Origin of the sequence: Actinocorallia sp. A-T 12471 (genome assembly GCF_033875155.1) — a bacterium.
Lineage (GTDB): Bacteria > Actinomycetota > Actinomycetes > Streptosporangiales > Streptosporangiaceae > Actinocorallia.
This window is the reverse complement of sequence record NZ_JAWZTE010000001.1, coordinates 736,092-756,553: the sequence shown is the minus strand read 5'-3', so window position 1 is coordinate 756,553 and position 20,462 is coordinate 736,092. Positions and strand designations below refer to the sequence as shown.

General features: G+C 71.9%; 15 protein-coding genes and 1 pseudogene. 6 read left to right on the top strand and 10 right to left on the bottom strand.

Features of this window, described 5'->3' with window-relative positions; translation table 11 throughout:
- Window positions 1-25: 25 nt before the first annotated feature.
- A complete protein-coding gene (locus R9X44_RS03550) occupies window positions 26-547 on the top strand; it encodes a hypothetical protein (protein ID WP_319812481.1) in 522 nt (173 codons plus the stop codon).
- 564 nt (window positions 548-1,111) lie between these two features.
- Here the strand turns inward: R9X44_RS03550 and R9X44_RS03545 are convergent.
- From R9X44_RS03545 to R9X44_RS03520, 6 genes are all read right to left on the bottom strand, one after another.
- Window positions 1,112-1,348 carry a hypothetical protein gene (locus R9X44_RS03545; protein WP_319812480.1) on the bottom strand — a complete coding sequence of 79 codons (237 nt, stop codon included), beginning with the start codon at window positions 1,346-1,348 and terminating at the stop codon, window positions 1,112-1,114.
- Between the two features lie 295 nt (window positions 1,349-1,643).
- On the bottom strand, window positions 1,644-1,943 hold the full coding sequence (locus tag R9X44_RS03540; RefSeq protein ID WP_319812479.1) for a hypothetical protein: 300 nt from the start codon (window positions 1,941-1,943) through the stop codon (window positions 1,644-1,646).
- Window positions 1,944-1,996: 53 nt separating this feature from the next.
- Complete coding sequence (locus R9X44_RS03535) at window positions 1,997-2,485, bottom strand: class I SAM-dependent methyltransferase (RefSeq protein ID WP_319812786.1); 489 nt, start codon at window positions 2,483-2,485, stop codon at window positions 1,997-1,999.
- Between the two features lie 122 nt (window positions 2,486-2,607).
- The gene (locus tag R9X44_RS03530; protein ID WP_319812785.1) at window positions 2,608-5,868 is read right to left on the bottom strand and encodes an ATP-dependent DNA helicase; all 3,261 of its coding nucleotides are present in this window, start codon (window positions 5,866-5,868) and stop codon (window positions 2,608-2,610) included.
- A 172-nt stretch (window positions 5,869-6,040) separates the two neighbouring features.
- Window positions 6,041-9,220, bottom strand: a complete 3,180-nt coding sequence (locus tag R9X44_RS03525; RefSeq protein WP_319812478.1) for an ATP-dependent DNA helicase — start codon at window positions 9,218-9,220, stop codon at window positions 6,041-6,043.
- Window positions 9,221-9,953: 733 nt separating this feature from the next.
- On the bottom strand, window positions 9,954-11,639 hold the full coding sequence (locus R9X44_RS03520) for a serine/threonine-protein kinase (protein ID WP_319812477.1): 1,686 nt from the start codon (window positions 11,637-11,639) through the stop codon (window positions 9,954-9,956).
- A gap of 249 nt (window positions 11,640-11,888) precedes the next feature.
- Between R9X44_RS03520 and R9X44_RS03515 the strand changes: the two genes are divergently transcribed.
- Both R9X44_RS03515 and moeZ read left to right on the top strand, forming a co-directional pair.
- Window positions 11,889-12,815, top strand: coding sequence for an ROK family protein (locus tag R9X44_RS03515; protein WP_319812476.1), 927 nt, complete (start codon window positions 11,889-11,891; stop codon window positions 12,813-12,815).
- Between the two features lie 75 nt (window positions 12,816-12,890).
- Window positions 12,891-14,072 carry an adenylyltransferase/sulfurtransferase MoeZ gene (gene moeZ, locus R9X44_RS03510; RefSeq protein WP_319812475.1) on the top strand — a complete coding sequence of 394 codons (1,182 nt, stop codon included), beginning with the start codon at window positions 12,891-12,893 and terminating at the stop codon, window positions 14,070-14,072.
- Between the two features lie 162 nt (window positions 14,073-14,234).
- Here moeZ and R9X44_RS03505 read toward each other — a convergent pair whose 3' ends face one another.
- Together R9X44_RS03505 and R9X44_RS03500 are read right to left on the bottom strand one after the other, a co-directional pair.
- A complete protein-coding gene (locus R9X44_RS03505) occupies window positions 14,235-14,546 on the bottom strand; it encodes a transcriptional regulator (protein ID WP_319812474.1) in 312 nt (103 codons plus the stop codon).
- The gene (locus R9X44_RS03500; protein WP_319812473.1) at window positions 14,543-15,004 is read right to left on the bottom strand and encodes a hypothetical protein; all 462 of its coding nucleotides are present in this window, start codon (window positions 15,002-15,004) and stop codon (window positions 14,543-14,545) included. Before R9X44_RS03500 ends, R9X44_RS03505 begins: the two co-directional genes overlap by 4 nt.
- A 144-nt stretch (window positions 15,005-15,148) precedes the next feature.
- On the opposite strand from R9X44_RS03500, the gene R9X44_RS03495 reads away from it, so the two are divergent.
- Complete coding sequence (locus R9X44_RS03495) at window positions 15,149-15,505, top strand: MGMT family protein (protein WP_319812472.1); 357 nt, start codon at window positions 15,149-15,151, stop codon at window positions 15,503-15,505.
- Between the two features lie 35 nt (window positions 15,506-15,540).
- A pseudogene (locus tag R9X44_RS35680) lies at window positions 15,541-16,278 on the top strand (serine hydrolase); the annotation flags it as partial.
- Between the two features lie 273 nt (window positions 16,279-16,551).
- Here the strand turns inward: R9X44_RS35680 and R9X44_RS03485 are convergent.
- On the bottom strand, window positions 16,552-18,678 hold the full coding sequence (locus R9X44_RS03485) for an MMPL family transporter (RefSeq protein WP_319812470.1): 2,127 nt from the start codon (window positions 18,676-18,678) through the stop codon (window positions 16,552-16,554).
- A 132-nt stretch (window positions 18,679-18,810) separates the two neighbouring features.
- Here R9X44_RS03485 and R9X44_RS03480 point away from each other — a divergent pair, with 132 nt between their 5' ends.
- Complete coding sequence (locus R9X44_RS03480; protein WP_319812469.1) at window positions 18,811-19,524, top strand: TetR/AcrR family transcriptional regulator; 714 nt, start codon at window positions 18,811-18,813, stop codon at window positions 19,522-19,524.
- A 24-nt stretch (window positions 19,525-19,548) separates the two neighbouring features.
- Here the strand turns inward: R9X44_RS03480 and R9X44_RS03475 are convergent, their stop codons facing one another.
- Window positions 19,549-20,409 (bottom strand): Ku protein, encoded by an 861-nt coding sequence (locus R9X44_RS03475; RefSeq protein ID WP_319812468.1) that lies wholly within the window; start codon window positions 20,407-20,409, stop codon window positions 19,549-19,551.
- Window positions 20,410-20,462: the final 53 nt, after the last annotated feature.

Below are 20,462 nucleotides of genomic sequence, written 5' to 3'. Positions count from 1 at the left end.
CCGTCACTTGCGGTAGATCAGAGGGATGAGCGAGGTCACCGCGGAGTTCCCCGAAGACGTGCTGGAGGCCGGAGCCGAGCTGGGTGAACCCCTCGCCGACCAGCCCGACCCCCGCCGCCGCACCCTGCTGCTGATGATCGCCGTCGACCTTGTCGCGGTGGTGGTGCTCGGCGTCGGCGCGGCGTTCGCGCCCACCCTGCACATCGCGATCGCGGCCCTGTGGGCCGTGCTGATCCTGGCGCTGCTCGGCCACGCGGGCGTGCAGGCGGCACGGCGGCGCGCGCTGGCGACGTCGTCGGTCGCGCTGTTCGAGGACGGCCTTGTGCACGCCGCCTCCGACGGCCTCACCCCGCTGCCCTGGGCGTCGGTGAAGCTCGCCTACCTCACGCCGGGCAAGCGCCTCATCCTGCACCTCGAGGACAACACCTACTTCACCCTCAAGGCCCCGGTGCGCAACCTCCCCCTCATCGAGGCCGCCGTCCGCGCCAACGTCCCCCGCGACCAGATCCGCCGCGGCCTTCCCCCAAAGAACCTGGCAGCCCTCTAACCCCCCTCCCTCCTGCCGACGCGACCGACGCAGGAGCACACGCCACCCGTAGAAGCCCTGGCGGCCTCTCACCCCCCTCCCGCCGGCCGACACGACCGACGCAGGGGCGCACGGCACCCGTAGAAGACCTGGCGGCCCTCTAGCCCTTCTCCCGCCGGGCCCGCCCGCCGCGCACGGAACCCGTCCGCGGCAGTTCCCCGACGGCCGCCACCCGGTGTCCGCCCGCGCCCCGGCAGCGCCAGAACACCCCGTCCTCCCCGGGCCCCCACACGGACTCCGACGCCGTCTCCAGGTGCAGCCCAACCCCGTGCTCCGCACACACCGGCCAAACTCGCCACGCCCGCACCATGACCGCCTCCTGCAACGCGTCCGCCACCCCCCCACAACCACCCGTCGGCGTCCATCTCCACGGCCCGCAACCCCACCCCCTGCGCCATCCCGCCGTAACACACATAAGCCACCTCATCCCCCTCCCCCCGATACCGCACCGACACCTCCTCCCCCAACCCCTGCGCCCTCACATCCCGCGCCACAACCTCCAGGGCCCCTTCCAACGCCCCCGCCTCACCCCGCGACCGCAAACCCCGGCACAAACCCGATCTCCCCCAACAACTCCCCCGCCGCCTCCCGCACCCCCTCCTCATCCAGTTCCCCCACCAAAAGCCTCTCCGCCGCCCCCTCCCCATCAACCCTCCACCCCCACCTCTCCTCCAACACCAAAACCGCCAACTCCACAGCCACCCCCCGAACCTCCCCACCCCCCTCCAACCCCACAAAAACCCTCCCAGCAACCTCCCTCACCCACCCCACCCCTCCCCAACTCCCCCACATCTTCCCCACCCCCATCCCACCCCAAAAACCCCCTCCCCCAAAGTGCCGAGCGCGGGAATGCGGAGGGCGGGTCGAGAGCGTGCCGAGCGCGGGGCCGGATGTCCGGCAGCGCGCAGCGGCGAAGCGGGGGCGAGGAAGCAGGGCGGCCGGGGCCTGCACACAGCGATCGGGCGCGGGGAGGCAGGGCGTGCTAGGCCCGCGCGCAGGGGTGGAGCGGGGCGGGGAGGTGGGGTGGTCGGGGTGTGGGTGGGGAGGGTGGGTGGGGTTAGGCGACCAGGGTGGAGTCTCGGGCGGCGCGGCAGAGGCGGGCGAGGTCCACGAGGGCCTGGGCGCGGCGTTCGTCCAAGGGGCGGGGGTCGCCGGGGGTGGCGGCGGCGAGGGTGTCGAGGACCAGGGAGAAGACGGGCCAGTCTTCGGGGGCGATGAAGCCGCGCAGGTCGTAGCCCTCTTCGGCGGCCTGCTCGAAGTCCACATTGTGCAGCAGCGTGCTCAGCGCGCGTTCCGCGGCGACGACGCCGATCCGCATGGCGAGGGCGGCGGGCGAGGGGGACGTAGGGGAACCCATGTTCGAAACCTTATCGAACACGGGTTCGCCCTTTCAACCGTATGTTCGAGGAATCAGTGCGCGGCCGCATGGACAAAAGCCCGCGACCCGGACGTCTTGGACCGCTTGATCTCGCCCCCGGCGGCGACGACCAGCGCGCACAGGTCGGTCTCGGACAGATCGGCATCGGACACGACGATCCCCGCGCCAGGACGGCTCACCCTGACGAGTTCGCGCAGCACCGCACCGGGGTCGGCGGCCGTGCCGAGCGCGTCGTGGCAGAGCAGCAGCGTGAACGTGCGGTCCAGGTAGGGCAGCGCCGCCGCGTCGCCCCGCTGGAACGTGATGTTGGTGAGCGCCTCGCGGTCGGCCCAGCGCTTGCCCTCGGCGAGCGCGTCCACCGACTCGTCGAGCGCGGTGATGTGCCTGACCCGCCTGGCCAGCGCACGCGCGACGTCGGCCGCGCCGGCGCGCACCTCGAGGCAGACGTCCTCGAGGTCGAGCTCCGGTTCCGCGTACCCGCAGAACTCACGTACGGCCCCCGAGACCGTCCCCTCGCTCATCACCGTCACGCCGCCTCCCGGGTTGGTCGTTCAGAGGAATATGCCCCGAACCGTCCCCTGAAAGCTAGCCCGGTGATAAGGATCACCCTTCACCCCGCCCGTCTGATCCGCGTCGGGCGGGGTCAGGGTGGGGCCTGTGGCAGGGCGGTGAAGAGGGCGGCGAGCGCCTCGGCGTCGGGAAGGCCGGTCGGCCGGAGCGTGCTGTTGGCGCGCACGTAGTGGAACGCCGCCGACACCCGGTCGAGCGGGACGTCGGCGAGCGCGGCCCAGGCCAGCCGGTAGGCCGCGAGCTGGATGACCAGGTGGTTGCGTGCCTCGGGTGGCGGTGGGGAGCCGGTCTTCCAGTCGACCACCTCGTAGCGGTCGCCGTCGCGGAACACCGCGTCCATCCGGCCCCGGACGAGACGGTCGCCGATCCGGGTCTCGAACGGGATCTCCACGTCGACGGGTTCGCGCGCCGCCCACTCCGACTCCTCGAAGCGCGCCTTGAGCAGGGCGAGCCTTGCGTCGCCGTCGAGCGCGGCGTCCTCAAGGTCGTCGTCGGCCGCGCCGAGGAGGTCGTCGGGGTCGACCAGGCGCTGCTGGCCCCAGCGGGTCTCCAGCCACCTGTGGAACGAGGTGCCGCGCCGGGCGAACGGGGCCGGCGGCTTCGGCATCGGCCGCCGGATGTGCGCCGCGAGCTGCGCCGGATCCGCGGCGAGCTCCACCAGCGAGGTCACGGTGAGCTTGCCCGGCAGCTCGACGGTGAGGCCGTTCACCCCCCTGCCCTTGTCCCGCTCGGCGAGGAGCAGTTCGACGTCGCGCGCCCACGCGCCGAGCCTTGCGCGGTGCTCGCCCTCCAGATCCGCGGTCGACGTCCAGGGCGAGGGACGGCCGACCATCGCATCCCGGACGAACCGCGCGCCCTCCAGCAGAGGCCCTTCGCCGAGCGGAGGCGCGGGCCAGCTCTCGGTCTTCGGTTCGGCGAGCAGTGGGTTGTGCGCCGACTCCTCGGGCTGCGGAGCCCACTCCCACACCGCGTCCGCGCCCTCTTTGATCTCCTCGAGGAACGGCGACGGCCCGAGCGGCTTCGCGGACCCGCCCCACCGGTAGCCGGTGGCGACGAGGAGTTCGCTCGCCCTGGTGACGGCGACGTACGCGAGCCGCCGCTCCTCCCGGAAGTCCCGCTCCCCGCAGGCCGCGTCGAACGCCTCGAGATCCGCCTTCTCCAGGCCGGGCAGCGCGGGCAGCTCGGCGTGGTCGCCGCGCAGCGGGAACGGGATCATGCGCGGGTTCGTGGTCCAGCGGGTGGAGCCCGCGGGCGGCGTGGGGAAGACCGAGCCCTTGCCCGGGTTGCCGTTCTTCAGCGGCGTGAACGACAGTCCCGGCACGAAGACCACGGGCCACTCCAGCCCCTTGGACGCGTGCACGGTGAGCAGTTTGACGCTCTCGGCCTCGCTCACCCGGCCCGCCTCAAGGCCGAACTCCTCGGTCTCGGCCGCCGCGAGGTAGGCCAGGAAGGCCCCTGCCGTGGGGTCCTCGTTGTCTCCGGCGAACGACGCGGCCGCGTCCACGAAGGCGTCAAGGTCGGCGCGGGCGGTGACGGGATCGAGCCCGGACCGCGCGGCGACCTCGATGTCGAGGCCGAGGACGCGTTCGATCTCGGTCACCAGGTCGGGCAGCGGAAGGTGGACCTGCCTGCGCAGGTACCGCAGCTCCTCGCGCAGCCGCAGCAGCCGCCGCAGGCCGTCTGGCGAGTAGTCCTCGGCCGGGCCCGGGTCGTCGAGCGCGTCGACAAGGCTGCCCTGTTCCTGGCCCAGCTCCCGCACGAGCTGGGCCAGCGGATCGGCGTCCGCGACGGGGGCCTCGGGCTCGGGCAGGTCGTCCCGGGTGATGTCGCGCCGCGCCTCCCTGGCGAGGTCGCGGGCGCGTCTGCCGAGGGCCACGAGATCACGCGGGCCGATCCGCCAGCGCGGCCCGGTGAGCAGCCTTGCCAGCGACGCGCCCGCCGACGGGTCCTGCATGACGCGCAGGGTCGCCACGACGTCCTGGACCTCGGGGACGGTGAGCAGCCCGCCGAGCCCGACCACCTCTACCTTGATGTCCCGCTCGATGAGCTTCTGCCGGATGAGCGGGAACTGTGCGCGTTTGCGGGCGAGGACAGCGATATCGGAAGGCTTGAGGCTTTCGCCGGTCTCCGGGTCGGGTGCGGCGAGCAGCGCCGCGATCCGAGCGGAGATCCGCTCGGCCTCGTCCTCGACCGTGGGCAGCAGCGCGCATTCGACCCTGCCGCGCCCGATCCGCGACTCGGCCGGGCGCAGCGGGGACACCCTGCGCATCTCCGCGCGCAGTTCGGCCTGCACCCTGGCCGCGGCGTCCAGGATGCGCTCGCCGTTGCGGAAGCTGCGGGTGAGCTCCCGCATGGGCGACTCGCCCCCGCCCGGCGCTGGGAAGTCCCGTGGGAAGCCGAGGAGGTTGCCCGCCGACGCGCCCCGCCAGCCGTAGATCGACTGGCAGGGGTCGCCGACCGCCGTGACCGCGTGCCCGCCGCCGAACAGCGACTTGAGCAGGACGAGCTGGGAGTGCCCGGTGTCCTGGTACTCGTCAAGCAACACCACCGGATAGCGGGACCGCTCGATCACGCCGACCTCCGGATGCCGCTCGGCGATCCGCGCGGCGAACGACATCTGGTCGCCGTGGTCGACCACCTCACGCCGCCGCTTGGCCCGCGCGTACGCCTCGATCAGCGGAAGCAGCTGCTCGCGCGCGGCCTGCCTGTCGAGCACCTCGCGCTGTTTGGCGAGCGGCTTGGCGAGCGCGTCGAACCGCTGGTGCAGCCACTCCCCCACCCGCCTGACGTGCTCGACGCCGCGCAGGTGCTCGGCGAGATCGCCGGACAGGTCGATCACCGCGCGGGTGACGGTGTCCGGCGTCCAGTCGACGCGGTCCATCGGGCCGTCGTGGGAGTCCACGACCCGCGTCGCGATCTGCCAGGCCACGGCGGGCGAGATGAGCCGCAGCGTCGGTTCCAGCCCCTCGCGCAGCGCGTGGTCGCCGAACAGCCGCGCGGCGTAGGAGTGGTAGGTGGAGACCGTGGGCTCGCCGTCGAGCAGTTCGGGTTCCACGAGATCGGGATGCTCGCGCAGGCCGTCGAGCCGTCTGCGGACACGGGCGGCGAGTTCGGCGGCGGCCTTGCGCGTGAAGGTGAGGCCGAGGACGCGCTCCGGCCGCACGAGCCGGTTCGCCACGAGCCACACCACGCGCGCCGCCATCGTCTCGGACTTGCCCGACCCGGCCCCGGCGACCACCGCCATCGGGCCGAGCGGCGCGCGGATGACCGCGGCCTGCTCGTCCGTCGGCTCCGGCAGCCCGAGCCGCCGCGCCAGCTCCCCCGGCGTGATCACACCGCTCACCCCCTTCCGCGTCCACCGGCCACCGCGACCGGCTGACCCCGATTCAACACCCCCGCGCCGACCTCCGCGGAAAGTTATCCACAGGCCCGGCCGGGCGGCTTGACGAAGAGTCAACACGACGGGTCTGACAGATCGCGCCGGTATTCGCGCACTTCACAGCGCGCTAGGAGCCGACTTCGCCGCCGCTCTCGTGGACGGGGCAGCACGACTTGACGGGGCACGTCCGGCACTTGTCGTTGACCGTCGCCTGGAACACCGGCGACGACATCCCCTCCGCGACGATCTCGACCAGCTTCTTCGGCCACGCCGGATCGGGATCGTCGGACGGCGGCGGCTGCGCCTGCTCGCGCGCCTTGCGGGTGAAGGCCGCCTTGCCGACCTGGACGAGTTTCGCGCCGCCCGGCTCAAGCAGGCCGTGCCTGGCGAACGCGCCGAGCATGACCGCGTACTGGTAGACGCCGAGCTGGGGGTTGCGGGCGAGTTGGTCGGGCGGCACGGGCTGGCCGCCGGTCTTGATGTCGATGATGACGCCGCGGCCGTGCGCGTCACGTTCGGCCCGGTCGATCCTGCCCCGGATGACGACCCTGCCGAGGTCGACCTTGAAGGACTCCTCGAGGGCGACGATCTCGTTGGGGTTCTCGCGGTGCCAGGTGAGGAACTTGTCCACCATCTCGGCGGCCTGCGCGCGCTGTTTCTCGCCGTACCAGGCGCTGCGGAAGTCGAGCTCGGACCAGATCTCGTCAAGCCGCTGCGCGAGGTGCCCTTCGGTGACCTCGGGCACCGAGCCCGCGAGTTCGGCGACGGCGTGGATGACCTTGCCCATCGTGCTGTACTCGCCGGGGCTGCCCTCCTGCGCGCCTACGGCGGAGGTGAGCAGCCACCGCAGGCCGCAGGTGGTAAACGTCTCGACCTGCGATGGCGACACCGCGATCTGCTCGCCGACCGGGAAGGCCGGACCGGGGTCGGACAGGGGCGTGATGGCGTACCAGCCGTCAGGTCCCGCGCCGCGTACGCCGGCGCGTGCCAGCCGGGCAAGGTGGGCGGCTGCCGCACGGCGCATGGCGAGCGGCCTGCCCGGGTCGGCGACGGACGAGCGCAGGTCGGCCACGAGCGCGGGCAGCGAGAGCCAGCGCGTCTTCTCCTCCGGCCGTACCTGCTCGCCGCCTCCGGGCGCGAGTTCGTTGAGGAACCTGGAGGGCCTGTCTTCGGTGTCCTCGCCTCCGACGGCCGTCACGACGAGGCGTTTGCGCGCGCGCGTGACGGCCACGTAGAACAGCCGCCGTTCCTCGGCCATCATCTTGGCCGCCAGGGTCGCGCCCGACACGGGGTCGAGGAGGTCGGGGCCCTCGATCATCTCCTCGACGCCGAGCAGCGAGCCGCGCAGCCGCAGGTCCGGCCACAGGCCCTCCTGGACCCCGGCGACGGCGACCACGTCCCACTCGAGGCCCTTGGCGCGGTGCGCGGTGAGGATCTTGACGGTCTCACCGTCCGGGGCGCGCTCGGCGAGGGTCTCTCCGGCGATCTCCTGCTCGGCCAGGTCCTCCACGAAGACGAGCGGGCCGCCCTTGGGCAGCCGGTCCACGAACCTCGCGGCCCGGTCGAACAGCGCGACGACGGCGTCGAGGTCACGGTCGGCCGCCGCGCCCCGCGCGCCGCCGCGCTGGCTCTCGGCGAGCCAGCGTTCGGCCAGGCCCGACTGCTCCCACACCGCCCACAGGACGTCCTCCGCGGTGCCGCCGGTCTCGCGCGCGGTCTGGATCAGCGCGGCGACGCGCTCGGCCGGGGCCCTGACCTTCTCGTGTACGAAGATCAGCTCGCGGGCGTCCTCAAGCGCCGCGACCAGCAGCTCAGCGCTACTGCGGGTGCCGTGGGCGAGCTCCTCGAGATCGCGCAGGGCGCGGCGCAGTCTTCGCATGCCGAGGGCGTCCGCGCCGCCGAGCGGGCCGGTGAGCAGTTCGTCGGCGACCCGCTCGGTGAGGTGGCCGGGCCGCAGCGCCGCTCTGAGCACAAGGAGCAGCGGCCGCACTGCGGGCTCGTTGTAGAGCGGCACGTCCTCGGGCGACGCGCTGACCGGCACGCCCGACTGGAGCAGGGCCCTGCGCAGGCCCGCGACCTGGTGCGCGCCCCTGACCAGCACCGCGCACCGCGACCACGGGACCCCTTCGAGCAGGTGCGCGCGCCGCAGCTCGTCGGCGACGACGGCGGCCTCCTGGCTCGCCCCGTCGGCGACGACGACGCGCACCTCGCCGGGGTGCGCCTCGCCTTCCGACGCCCCCTCGGGCGACTCCTCGGCGGGGACGAGCGCGCGGTGCTCGGCCGGGCCGGGGAGGCGGCGGGCGACGCGGCGGCTCGCCTCGAGGAGCTTGTCCGGCATCCGCCGCGAGACCTTCAGCGGCATGACGGGCGCGGGAGAGCCGTCGCGGCGCGGGAAGCGGACGGGGAAGTCGAGGATGCCGCGCACGTCGGCCCCCCGGAAGGCGTAGATGGACTGGTCGGGGTCTCCGACGGCCACCAGGTCGCGGCCCCCTCCGGCGAGCCCTTGGAGCAGAGCCTCCTGCGCGGGGTCGGTGTCCTGGTACTCGTCCACGAAGACGGCGTCGTAGGCGGCGCGTTCGCTGCGCCGGACGTCCTCGTCGTGGGTGAGCAGCCCTGCGGCTTCGCGGATGATCTCGGCGTAGTCGTAGGACTGGACGGGGTCGAGCGCGAACCGCTGGTCGTAGCGGACCATGAACCCGGCGATCGCCGTCCAGTCGTCGCGGCCGTTCTCGATGCCGAGCTCGTACAGCCTGTCGGGGTCGATGCCGCGTTCCTGGGCGCGGGAGACGAAGTCGCGCAGCTCCTCGGCGAAACCCCTGGTGTTCAGGGCGGGCAGCAGCCTGTCCGACCAGCCCTTCGCGCCGTCGTCGACCTCGCCTTCCAGCAGCCTGCGCACTTCGAGCAGCTGCTCGGGGCCGGTGAGCAGGCGCGGCGGCTCGACGTCGTCAAGCACCGCCTGACGGCGCAGCAGCGCCCACGCGTAGGAGTGGAAGGTCAGGGCGAGCGGCGAGCGGGTGGTGACGCCGAGCCGGCCGGTGATCCGCTGCCGCAGCTCCTCGGCGGCGCGGCGGCTGAAGGTGAGGACGAGAATCCGCTCGGGGTCGACGCCGCGCCGCTCGATCCGGTCCACGACGGCCTCGACGATCGTCGTGGTCTTGCCGGTGCCCGGTCCGGCCAGGACAAGCAGCGGCCCACCGGCATGGGCGACGACCGCGCGCTGCGCCGCGTCGAGCGCGGGCGCCTCCGACCGTGCCCGACCGGCGTCGGGACCACCGCGACGCACGAGCCGGTAGGGAGAGGAGACCACCCTGGAAACTCAAGCAGAAGATCCACCCTCATTTGGCCAATGTGCACAGACGAGCCGACCTTCACCACGAAAAACCCCGCAGCCCCCCCGGACAGAAGCACCCCACCCAACACCCCAACGACCCCGCCACACACGCCCCCAAGCCGACCCCACCCGTCCACCCGCCCTCCGGGCCAGGCGCGACGCCACACATCACACCCACCCCAGCCAGCGCATAGCGTCCCGCATCACACCCACCCCGACCTCCCACGTTCCACAGGACGCACACGGCGGCATGCGTCACACCCGCCCCGACCTCTCGCGCTCAGCAGGACGGGCACGGCGGCATGCGTCACACCCGCCCCGACCTCTCGCGTTCCTAACCGAACGCGGCAGCGCGCATCACACCCATCCCCACCACCGCGTTCCCGACCGAACGCGGCAGAGCGCGTCACACCCGGCACACCGCCCGCGTTCCGGGCCGGACGCGGCAGAGTGCGCGTCGCCCGGCCCCGCCACTCGGGTTCCGGGCCGGACGCGGCAGCGCGGCGAACTCGTCCTCGCCGCCCGTGTTCCGGGCCAGGCGCGGCAGCGCGGCGCACTCGGCCCCGCCGCCCGGGTTCCAGGCCAGGCGCGGCAGCGCGGCGCGCTCGGCCCCGCCGCCCGGGTTCCGGGCCGGGGGCAGGAGTGTGCGTTGTTCTGGGCCGCTGGCCGTGTTTCGGGTGGGAGGGGTGCGGGGTGGTGGGGTGGGGGGTCAGCGGTAGTAGGGGGTTGGGGTGGGGGTGTTGAGGGAGGTCCATAGGGACTCAGCGCGGGCGGTCAGGGGGTGGGCGGGGCCGAGGACCTTGTGGCAGTCGGTCTTGAGCGCGGTCGCGATCGCGTGCGCACGGGGGAACTGGCCGACCGCCTGGTTGGCGAGGCCGAGCAGGAGCCGGGTCTCCAGAGTGTCGGGGTGCTCGTTGCCGAGCAGCCTGCCCCTTGCCGTCGCGGTGTCGAACGCGACGCCGAGGGACTCGGGGTGGCGGCCCAGCGCGTGCAGCGCCCAGCCCTCGGTGTTGCGCGCCTCCTGGGTCTCGGCGTTCTCCGGGCCGAAGATGCGGCCCCGGTCGCGCGCGACGCCCTGGGCGATCGGCAGCGCCTCGAGCGGCCGCCCGACCGTGTAGAGGATCTTCGCGACGAGCAGCCAGCTGCGCAGCGTGCGCGGGTGCTCGTTGCCGAAGACGCGGGCGCGCGCCTGGGCGACGGTCCGCGCGACGGCCTCGGCCTCCTGCCCCCGCCCGGCAAGGTAGAGCGCGGACGCGAGGATGTTCCTGCTGCTCAGCGTGTCGGGATGCTCGGGGCCGAGCAGCTGGGCGCGCCCGTTGGACGCCTGCTCGGCCGCGCCGATCGCCTCAACGTGCCGACCCTCGTGGCAGTAGCGCGCGGCGCGGCTGTGCAGCTGGTCGTACTCGGCCGAGGGCGAGGGCGGCGGCGTGTGCGAGGAGATCTGCGGGAACGACGGGGCCGGCGGCGTCGACGGCCCCGAGGGCACGGGCGGCATGGAAGGCAGCGAGGGCACGGACGGCGCGGCCACCGCGTGGTGCGCGGCCGGACCCGCGTTCGGCGGGCCCGCCTGGACAGGCCCGAGCGCCTTCAACCGCCGGACGATCTCGGCGGCGTCGGCGGGCCGCTCGGCGGGGTCCTTGGCGAGCATGTCGAGGACGATGCGGTCGACCTCGTGCGGCACCGCGGAGTTGTGGTGGCGCGGCCCCTTCGGCTGGTACCTGAGGTGCCCCTGGACGAGTTCCTCGAGCCCCTCGTCGATCGGGAAGGGCGGCTTGCCGCAGAACAGCTCGTGGAACATGCCGCCGAGCAGGTAGATGTCGGTGCGCGCGTCGATCTCACGGCCGAGGAACTGCTCCGGGGCCATGTAGACGGGCGTGCCGAGGACGCCGCTGCCGGTGAGCCCGGTCGCCGACGACAGGTGCTTGGCGATGCCGAAGTCGCACAGCTTCGCGCGGCCGCCCTCCACGATCATCACGTTCGCGGGCTTGAGGTCGCGGTGCACCACGCCCCTGGCGTGCGCCGCGCCGAGCGCGTCGGTGATCTGGACGGCGAGGTCGACGGCCTGGTCGAGGGGCAGCCCGCCGGGCCGCGACTCAAGCAGCTTGTGCAGGTCGCGCCCGTTCAGCAGCTCCATGACCAGGTAGAGCACGTTGTCGTCGACGTCGATGTCGTGCACGACGGTGATGCCCGGGTGCTGGAGCGTGGCCGCCAGCCGCGCCTCGCGCAGGAACCTCGCGACGCCCACCGAGTCCTGGTCGGGGGCCTGCGGCAGCACCTTGACCGCGACCTCGCGCTCCAACCGGGTGTCCACGGCCTTGAAGACCTGGCCCATCCCGCCCTTGCCGATCTGCTCGCCGAGCCGGTACCGGCCGCCGAGAACCACCCCGTCCGTCATCGCACTCTCCTCCCCGAGGCTAGGACGCATGATCGCACCAACCCATCGGTATTGGGCCGCCATCCGGAAACATCCGACCTGGGCGTCTCACCCCCTTACGACGCCGGATCTTCCCTTCTGGATCGGGGATATGAACCGCCCACCTGCCCGGCGAGGCGGCCCACGGCAGCTCCGATTACCGGCCGTCATCGGGGACAGGGCATGATGCGCCGGGGGCGGTTCGCCCCACAAGCGAGGGGAGAGTCCTGCATGCCGGAGTCGCGTGAGTCGTGCGTGGTCGCGCTTGACGTGGGCGGCACGCGGATGAAAGCCGGGCTCGTCGGGCCGGACGCGCGCATCATCGCCGAACGGCTGTACGACACCGGCCGGGCGGACGGCCCCGCCGCGGTGACCGACCGGATCGTGGGCGCGGTCCGCGACCTGCGCGGGCAGGCCGCCGAGCACGGCCTGCGCCCCACCGGCGCGGGCGTGGTGATCCCCGGCATCATCGACGAGGCCGAGGGCGTGGTGCGCTCCTCGGCCAACATCGGCTGGACCGACTTCCCGCTGCGCGACCACCTCACCGCCCACACCGACATGCCCGTCGAGATCGGCCACGACGTGCGCGCTGGCGGCCTCGCGGAGTCCGTGCTCGGCGCAGGCAAGGGCGAGAGCGACCTGCTCTTCCTCGCCCTGGGCACCGGCATCGCGGGCGCGATGATCCTCGAGGGACGCCCGTTCAGCGGCGGCGGCTACGGCGGCGAGATCGGCCACATGCTCATCGACCCCGGCGGCTACCCGTGCGGCTGCGGCTCGCGCGGCTGCCTGGAGACCGTCGCCTCCGCCTCGGCCGTCGGCCGCCGCTACTCCGAGCGCGCGGGCGCCAGGACCGCGGCGCACGAGGTCGCCGCGCTGGTCGAGGCGTGCGAGCCGACCGCGCTCGGCGTCTGGACCGACGCGGTCGAGGCGCTGGCCACCGCGATCCTCGCCTACATGACGATCTGCGCCCCGGCGCGCGTGGTCATCGGCGGCGGGCTCGCGCAGAGCGGCGAGACCCTGCTGAGCCCGCTGCGCGACCTGGTGACCGCCCGCACCACCTACCACCGGCCCGTGGAGATCGTGCGCGCCTCCCTCGGCGACCGGGCCGGGCTGCTCGGCGCGGCCCTGCTCGGAGGGGCCGCCGCGCCCCACCGGTAGATTGGGAATGTCCCGGCCCATGCCTCGGTTATGCCAGGACGAACAGCGCGCCCCATCCCGGCATTGGAGTGAAACGTGTCCCTGCCACCGCTGGTCGAGCCTGCGGCCGACCTGACCCGTGACGAGGTGAACCGCTATTCGCGGCACCTCATCATCCCCGATGTGGGGATGACCGGGCAGAAGCGCCTGAAGAACGCCAAGGTGCTGGTCGTCGGCGCCGGCGGCCTCGGCTCGCCCGCGCTCATGTACCTCGCGGCCGCCGGCATCGGCACGCTGGGCATCATCGACTTCGACATCGTCGACGAATCCAACCTCCAGCGGCAGATCATCCACCGCCAGGCCACGCTCGGCCTGCCCAAGGCCGAGTCCGCGGCGGCGACCGTCCGCGAGATCAACCCGCTGATCGAGCTCGTGGTGCACAACACCGCGCTCGACCGCGACAACGTGCTGGAGATCTTCGCCCAGTACGACCTGATCGTCGACGGCACCGACAACTTCGCGACCCGCTACATGGTCAACGACGCCGCGGTGCTGCTCGGCAAGCCCTATGTGTGGGGCTCGATCTACCGCTTCGACGGCCAGGCGAGCGTGTTCTGGGCCGAGCACGGCCCGTGCTACCGCTGCCTGTACCCCGAGCCCCCGCCCCCCGGCATGGTGCCCTCGTGCGCCGAGGGCGGCGTGCTCGGCGTGCTGTGCGCCTCGATCGGCTCGATCCAGGTGAACGAGGCGATCAAGCTGCTGGCGGGCATCGGCGAGCCGCTGGTCGGCCGGCTGATGATCTACGACGCACTGGAGATGACGTACCGCTCGGTGAAGGTCCGCAAGGACCCCGAGTGCCCGCTGTGCGGTGAGAACGCCACGATCACCGAGCTGCTCGAGGACTACGAGGCGTTCTGCGGCGCGGTCTCGGTGGAGGCGGCCGACGCGGCGCAGGACTCCACCATCACGGTGCAGGAGCTCAAGTCCTGGCAGGACGCCGACGAGAAGATCTTCCTCGTCGACGTGCGCGAACCGAACGAGTACGAGATCGTCAACATCCCGGGTGCGACGCTGATCCCCAAGGGCGAGTTCCTCAACGGCAACGCGCTGGAGAAGCTGCCCCAGGACCGGAAGATCGTGCTGCACTGCAAGTCGGGTGTGCGCTCGGCCGAGGCGCTGGCCGTGGTGAAGAACGCGGGCTTCGCCGACGCCGTGCACGTCGGCGGCGGTGTGCTCGCCTGGGTGCGCCAGATCGACCCGAGCCTGCCGTCCTACTGACGGCCCCGGGCGCGGCCTCGACCGCCGCGCCCACCCGGTGGCCCATCCGGCGGCCGATGAAGCAGCCGACGCGGCCACCGACAAAGGCGAGGTGACAGAGCCCTGCGGGAGTACTTCCCGCAGGGCTCTTCGCATTCTCAGCCACCCGCACGCGAGCTCTCTTCAGGGGACGCCGTCCTGCGCGGCGGGCAGCGGCTGCCCGACGATCCGCTGGAGCTCCGACACATAGTCGCGGAAGGCCGTGCGCCCCTCCGGGGTGAGGGACAGCCAGGTGCGCGGCCGTTTGCCGACGTGCCCCTTGCGGATGACGACATAGCCCGCGTTCTCCAGGGCCGCCGCCTGCCTGGACAGCACCGAGTCGCTGACTTCGACGGATTCCCGGACGAAGGAGAACTCGGCCTCCTGCGCCGCGGCGAGCACGGACATGATCTGCAGCCTGACGGGTGCGTGGATCACCGGGTCGAGCGCGCTCATGAGACCACCTTCGCCTTGCTGAGCCGGATGATGAGGGCTTCGGCGGGCCGGGTGGTGGCCAGCAGGTACACCACGGCCACCGCGCCCGCCGCGAGCTTGCGGCCCGGCTCGGCCAAGCCGTCGAACACCAGGAAGTGCGCGCCCAGGGCGAGGCCCGCCGCGGCGAGCAGCCAGACGACGTAGGTGATCGACGCGCTCGGGGTCCAGGTCTCCTTGGTCCAGCGCACCTTGGCCCACCGGTTGAGCAGCAAGGACACCAGCGCGCCCATCGCGGCGAGCCCGCCGATGCCCAGGACGAAGAAGCGCCAGCCGAACTCGTCGTCCAGGCCGATCTGGCTGAGCGTCATCAGCGCCGCGAAACCCGCCGGGTACCACAGCGGCAGCTGCTGCCTGGTGTAGGCGTTCTGCTGCGTGCGCCCGATCTGGGCCAGCGCCTCTTCCGGGGAGATCCCGCTCATCACATACCTCCTGGGGGGGCGGCGCCCGCGGGCACCGCAACTACTTTCCACTTAGGAAAGTACATTCCACTTTCCACATCGTCAAGTACTTTCCGCCGCCCAGATTTTTCGCCCGCCCGGCCGCTGACGTGGAAGGATCGGAGAATGTCCGAACACGTGGACGACCGGCGCGGGGGCGACGAGGACGGCCCGGCCGCCCCGTCCTATGCCGATCTGGTCCTGGATCTGGTCGACCGCATCCCGCCCGGGCGCGTCATGACCTACGGCGACGTCGCGGAGTACCTGGGCGCGGGCGGGCCGAGGCAGGTCGGCCGCGTCATGGCGACGTCCGGCGGCGCGGTGGCGTGGTGGCGGGTGGTCCGCGCCGACGGACGCCTGCTGCCGGGTCACGAGCGGCGCGCGTTGGCCGAGTACTCTCGTGAGGGCACCCCGCTGCGCGGGGAAGACCGCGTTGACCTGCGCGGGGCCCGGTGGCACGGCCCGCTCCCCGAGGGCGGGTGAGCGGGCTCCCCGCCCGAACGGCGAGATAGGCGATCATGATCACAGCCCGCCGCGCGACCGCCGCGCTGCTCGTCCTCGCGCTCGCCGCGGGCTGCGGACGGCCCGCGCCGGAGCGCGCCGCGCCCGGCGCTTCCTCCGCCGCGCCGACCCTCGCGGTGACGACGCCGCCCCCGCCGCTCAAGCTCGACTCACGCGCGCTGGACGCGGACTTCAAGAAGTACCTGTCCGGACGGGCCAGCGCCGCCGGGGTCATGGTCGTCGACAGGGTGACCGGCCAGTCCTACGCGTTCCGGTCCGGCGAGGAGTTCGTGACCGCGAGCGTCGCCAAGCTCGACATCGCCATGACGCTGCTGCTGCGCCGCCAGAAGGCGGGCGACGCCCTGTCGTCCGCCGAGCGCGACGACCTCAAGATCATGCTCCGCGAGTCCGACAACGAGGCGGCGGACCGCTCGTTCGTGCGGGCCGGGAGCGCGACCGGCGTGAACGCGGCGGGCAAGCGCTTCGGCCTGAAGGACACCACCGCGATCGACGCCTCGTGCCTCGACCTGCTGTGCTGGAGCCTCACCACGACGACCCCCGCCGACCGCGTCAGGCTGCTCCAGCGCCTGTTCACCGGCCCCCTTGACGAGAAGGGCAGGGCGTTCGTCCTCGAGCAGATGGGCGCGGTGCAGGAGGACCAGCGTTGGGGTCTTGAGGCAGGCGCGTTGGAAGGCGACGCGCTGTACGTCAAGAACGGCTGGATGACGCACGAGCGCGACGGGGACCGCTGGGCCGTCAACAGCGTGGGCAGGATCGAGGGCCACGGCCACGACCTGCTCGTCGCGGTCATGACCAAGCACAACCCGTCGCACGGCTACGGCATCGAGACCGCCGAGCACCTCGTGACGAAGGTGGCCGAGGCGTTCCGCGCCACGACGCCCGACGCCCTCGCCCAGTCCCCCGCGCCCGCAGGCCAGGCCCCCACCGGCGCCCGGCGCCCACGGGCCCGGCCGCGCCCGCGACGACGGCGCCCGCCTCCCCGGACGCCGCCGCCACGCCCTGACGCCTCAGACCGGCGCAGGCTCCCGAACGGGGACGGGCTCGCCCTCCTCCCGGATGCCGTACCTGCGGTAGATCCCGGCGAGCGGCTTGGGCACCCACCAGTTCGCCGCCCCGAGCAGCCGCATCGTCGCGGGGACGAGCAGCGCCCTGATGACCGTCGCGTCGACCACGATCGCGATGACCATGCCGACGCCGGTGAGCTTCATGAACGTGATGCCGGAGGTGGCGAACGCGGCGACGACGACGATGAACAGCAGCGCCGCGGTGGTGATGATCGACCCCGTGCGCTGGAGGCCGGTCGCGACAGCGAGCGTGTTGTCTCCGGTGAGGTCGTACTGTTCGCGGATGCGCGACAGGAGGAACACCTCGTAGTCCATGGAGATGCCGAACAGCAGCGCGAGCATGAGGATCGGCATCGCGGGGGCTATGTCGCCGGTGACGGTGAAGTCCAGCAGCCCGGACAGGTTCCCGTCCTGGAAGATCCAGACGATCGCGCCGAAGGTCGCGGTCAGTGACAGCAGGTTCATGAGGATCGCCTTGAGGGGCAGGAGGATCGACCCGAAGGCGAGGAACAGAAGCACGAACGTCGCCGTGCCGACGATTCCGGCGAGGAGGGGGAGCCGTTCGGCGAGGCTCGTCAACTGGTCGTCAAGGGTCGCCGACACGCCTCCCACGTACGTCGTGCCGGGAGCCGGGACTTCTCTTACCCGTTCGACCAGGTCGCGCGCCTGGTCGGAGTACGGCTCGGCGGCGTACGTGAGCCGGAGGTGGGTGACGTCTCCCGACGTCCCCACGACCTGGCCTCCCGTGACGCCGGGCACCCCGGTGAGGGCCGTCAGGTAGGACCGCGCGGAAGCCTCGTCCGCGCCCTGGACGGCCACCTCGACGGGGTTGACGCCGCCGCCCGCGAAGCCGGCCTGGAGCGTCTCGGTGACGACCCTGCTCTCGGTCCCCTCGGGCAGCACCCTCGTGTCGACGCCGCCCCAGGCGATGCGCAGGAACGGCGAGCCGAGGGCCAGCAGCAGCACGACGATCGGCACCGCGACGAGCAGGGGCCGCCGCATCACGGCATCGGCGAGCCTGCGCCAGCGCTCGCCCGAGCCCGCCTTCGCGCGCCGGGCCCGCCGACCGTTGACGCGCGGGCCGAGCACCGCCATGAGGGCGGGCAGGACGACCACCGCGGCGAGCATCGCGACGACGACGGTGCCGATACCGCCCATGCCCATGGACCGCAGGAAGTTCTGCTCGAAGACAAGGAGCCCGGCGAGGGAGACCGCGACGGTGACGCCCGAGACGATGACGGTACGGCCCGCGGTCGTCATGGTCCGCGCGGTGGCCGTCTCGACGTCGCCGTCGGCGCGGGCGAGTTCCTCGCGGAAGCGCCAGACCATGAACAGCCCGTAGTCGATGGCCAGGCCGAGGCCGAGGAACGTGGTGATGGAGATGGAGAACGTGGAGACGTCGGTGAGGTAGGTGAGGACGTGCAGGGCGGTGAAGGAGCCGAGGATGGCGATGCCGCCTATGACGAGGGGAAGGGAGGCCGCGACGACGCCGCCGAAGATGACGAGCAGGAGGACGAGCAGGATCGGCAGGGATATGGCGTCCACACGGGCGATGTCGCTGGAGACGCGCGTGTTGATCGCGTTCTCCACGGCTATCTGGCCGCCGAGCTTGACGGTCAGCCCTCCGGCCTCGCGGAGGAGGGGTTCTAGCGCGGTGTACTGGTCGGTCCTCTCCTGCGGGGTCTGTCCCGACAGGGTGATGACGGCGTAAGTGGAGTTCTTGTCTTCGCTGACGAACTGCGGCGATCCGGTGCTCCAGTAGGTGGCGACCGAAGCGACCTTGTCCTTGGGCAGCTTGTCCAGGGAGAGCGTTACGGCGGCTTCGGTGGCGACGTCTGCGGGAGCTCCCTCGTAGAGCACGACGATGTCGGGCTCCGCGCGCCCGAACGTGTCCTCAAGCAGGGTCGCCGCCTTGTGGCTCTCACTGCTCGGCGTGTCAAAGCCGCCTGCGGTGGTCAGTCCCCCGAAGACTCCGGTTCCCCATCCCCCGAAGAACAGGACGACGGCTAGGGAGAGCCAGAGGATGGGCTTGCGGCGCCGGTAGAGCAGCCGCCCCCAGGTCTCGAACATCCTGCTAATCCCCTCTACTTTCGCGACCACTAGTCACGTTTGCTAACGCCGTTAACGGCGCATACGGTGTTAACATCGCAGCTCCCTGAGGTACGGTCAAGTGCGATCCAGGCCACAGGGAGCGGAAGAAAGATGAATCTCGGCAGGCGGGAGCGCGTCCGGGCCGCCACGATCATGGAGATCACCGAGACCGCCCGACGACTGCTCGTGCAGGAAGGTAGCGAAGCCGTCACGCTGCGTGCCATAGCGCGGGAGATGGGCATGACCGCGCCGGCGCTCTACCGCTACTTCCCGAGCCACGGCCAGCTGCTGCGGCATGTGGTGGGCGATCTGTTCAACGACCTGACCGACGCGCTGCACAGCGGCCTGCACGCGGCCCCGGAACACGACATGGCCGCCAAGTTCCGGGCGGCGTGCCGCGAGTTCCGCACCTGGGCGCACGACCACCGGCGCGAGTACGCGCTGCTGTTCGGCACGCCGCTGCCCGGGTTCGGCCAGGAGGAGCAGGAGGACTTCGCCTCCGAGTGCGGCCGCCGCTTCGGCCTCACGTTCCTCGAGCTGTTCCAGGAGCTGTGGGCCAAGCTGCCGTTCCCGGTGCCCGCCGACGCCGAGATCGACGATGACGTGCGCGAACAGCTCGCCGCCTACCGCGACAGGCTCGGCCTCGACCTGCCGCTCGGCTGCATCCTCGTCTTCCTGCAGTGCTGGGTGCGCCTGCACGGCGCGGTGAGCCTCGAGGTGTTCGGCCACCTCGACTTCGCGCTCACCGACCCCGAGCCCTTCTTCGAGCTGATGCTCCGCGAGGTCGGCGAGCGCCTCGGCCTCGACATGACGAACCCGGCGTAACGACGGCCCCGGGATGACAAGCCCTTACGCGGACTTGCGGCGGGGCGGCTTACGCGTCGCGGGCTTCTGCGTAGAAGGCTTCTTGGCCGCCGTCTTCGTCCCGCCCTCCGTGCGGCTCTTCTTCGCCGCCTCGACGCTCGCGCGCAGGGCGGCGAGCAGATCGGTGGCCGCGGGCTCCTCCGACGGGGCCTCAGGCTGGACGACCTCGCGCCCCTCGGCCTTGGCGTCGATCACGGCCTGCAACGCCTCGCGGTAGGCGTCCTTGTACTCCGAGGGGTCGAAATCGGCCTGCATCGAGTCGATCAGCGACGACGCCATCTTCAGCTCCTGCGGCCGTACCTCGATGTCCTCCTCCTTGAAGGGGAACTCCGCCGCGCGCACCTCGTCGGGCCACAGCATCGTCTCCAGGACGAACACGCCGTCACGCACGCGCAGGGTCGCCAGGGCCTCGCGGGAACGCAGCGCCACCTTGACGACGGCGACCTGTCCCGACCCTTCGAGCGCGTCCCTCAACAGCACGTACGGCTTCGCGCCCAGGCCGTCGGGTTCCAGGTAGTAGCTCTTGTTGAAGTAGATCGGGTCCACCTGGTCGATGGGGGTGAACTGGAGGACGTCGATGCGCCGCGACGTCGTCAGGGGGAGGTCCTTGAAGTCCTCGTCCGTCAGCACGACCATCTCGCCGGAAGGCAGCTCGAAGCCTTTGGCGATGTCCGCATACGGCACCTCTTCGCCGTCTATCTGGCAGACCCGCTTGTACTTGATCCGGCCGCCGTCCTGGCGGTGCACCTGGTGGAAGGCGACGTCACGCTGCTCGGTTGCCGAATACAGCTTCACCGGGATGGTGACCAGCCCGAAGGAGATGGCGCCCTTCCAGATACTCCGCATAACGGGCACCTACCCACAGTAAGGCGTTCGATTCGGGCAGTTGGGTACGAACA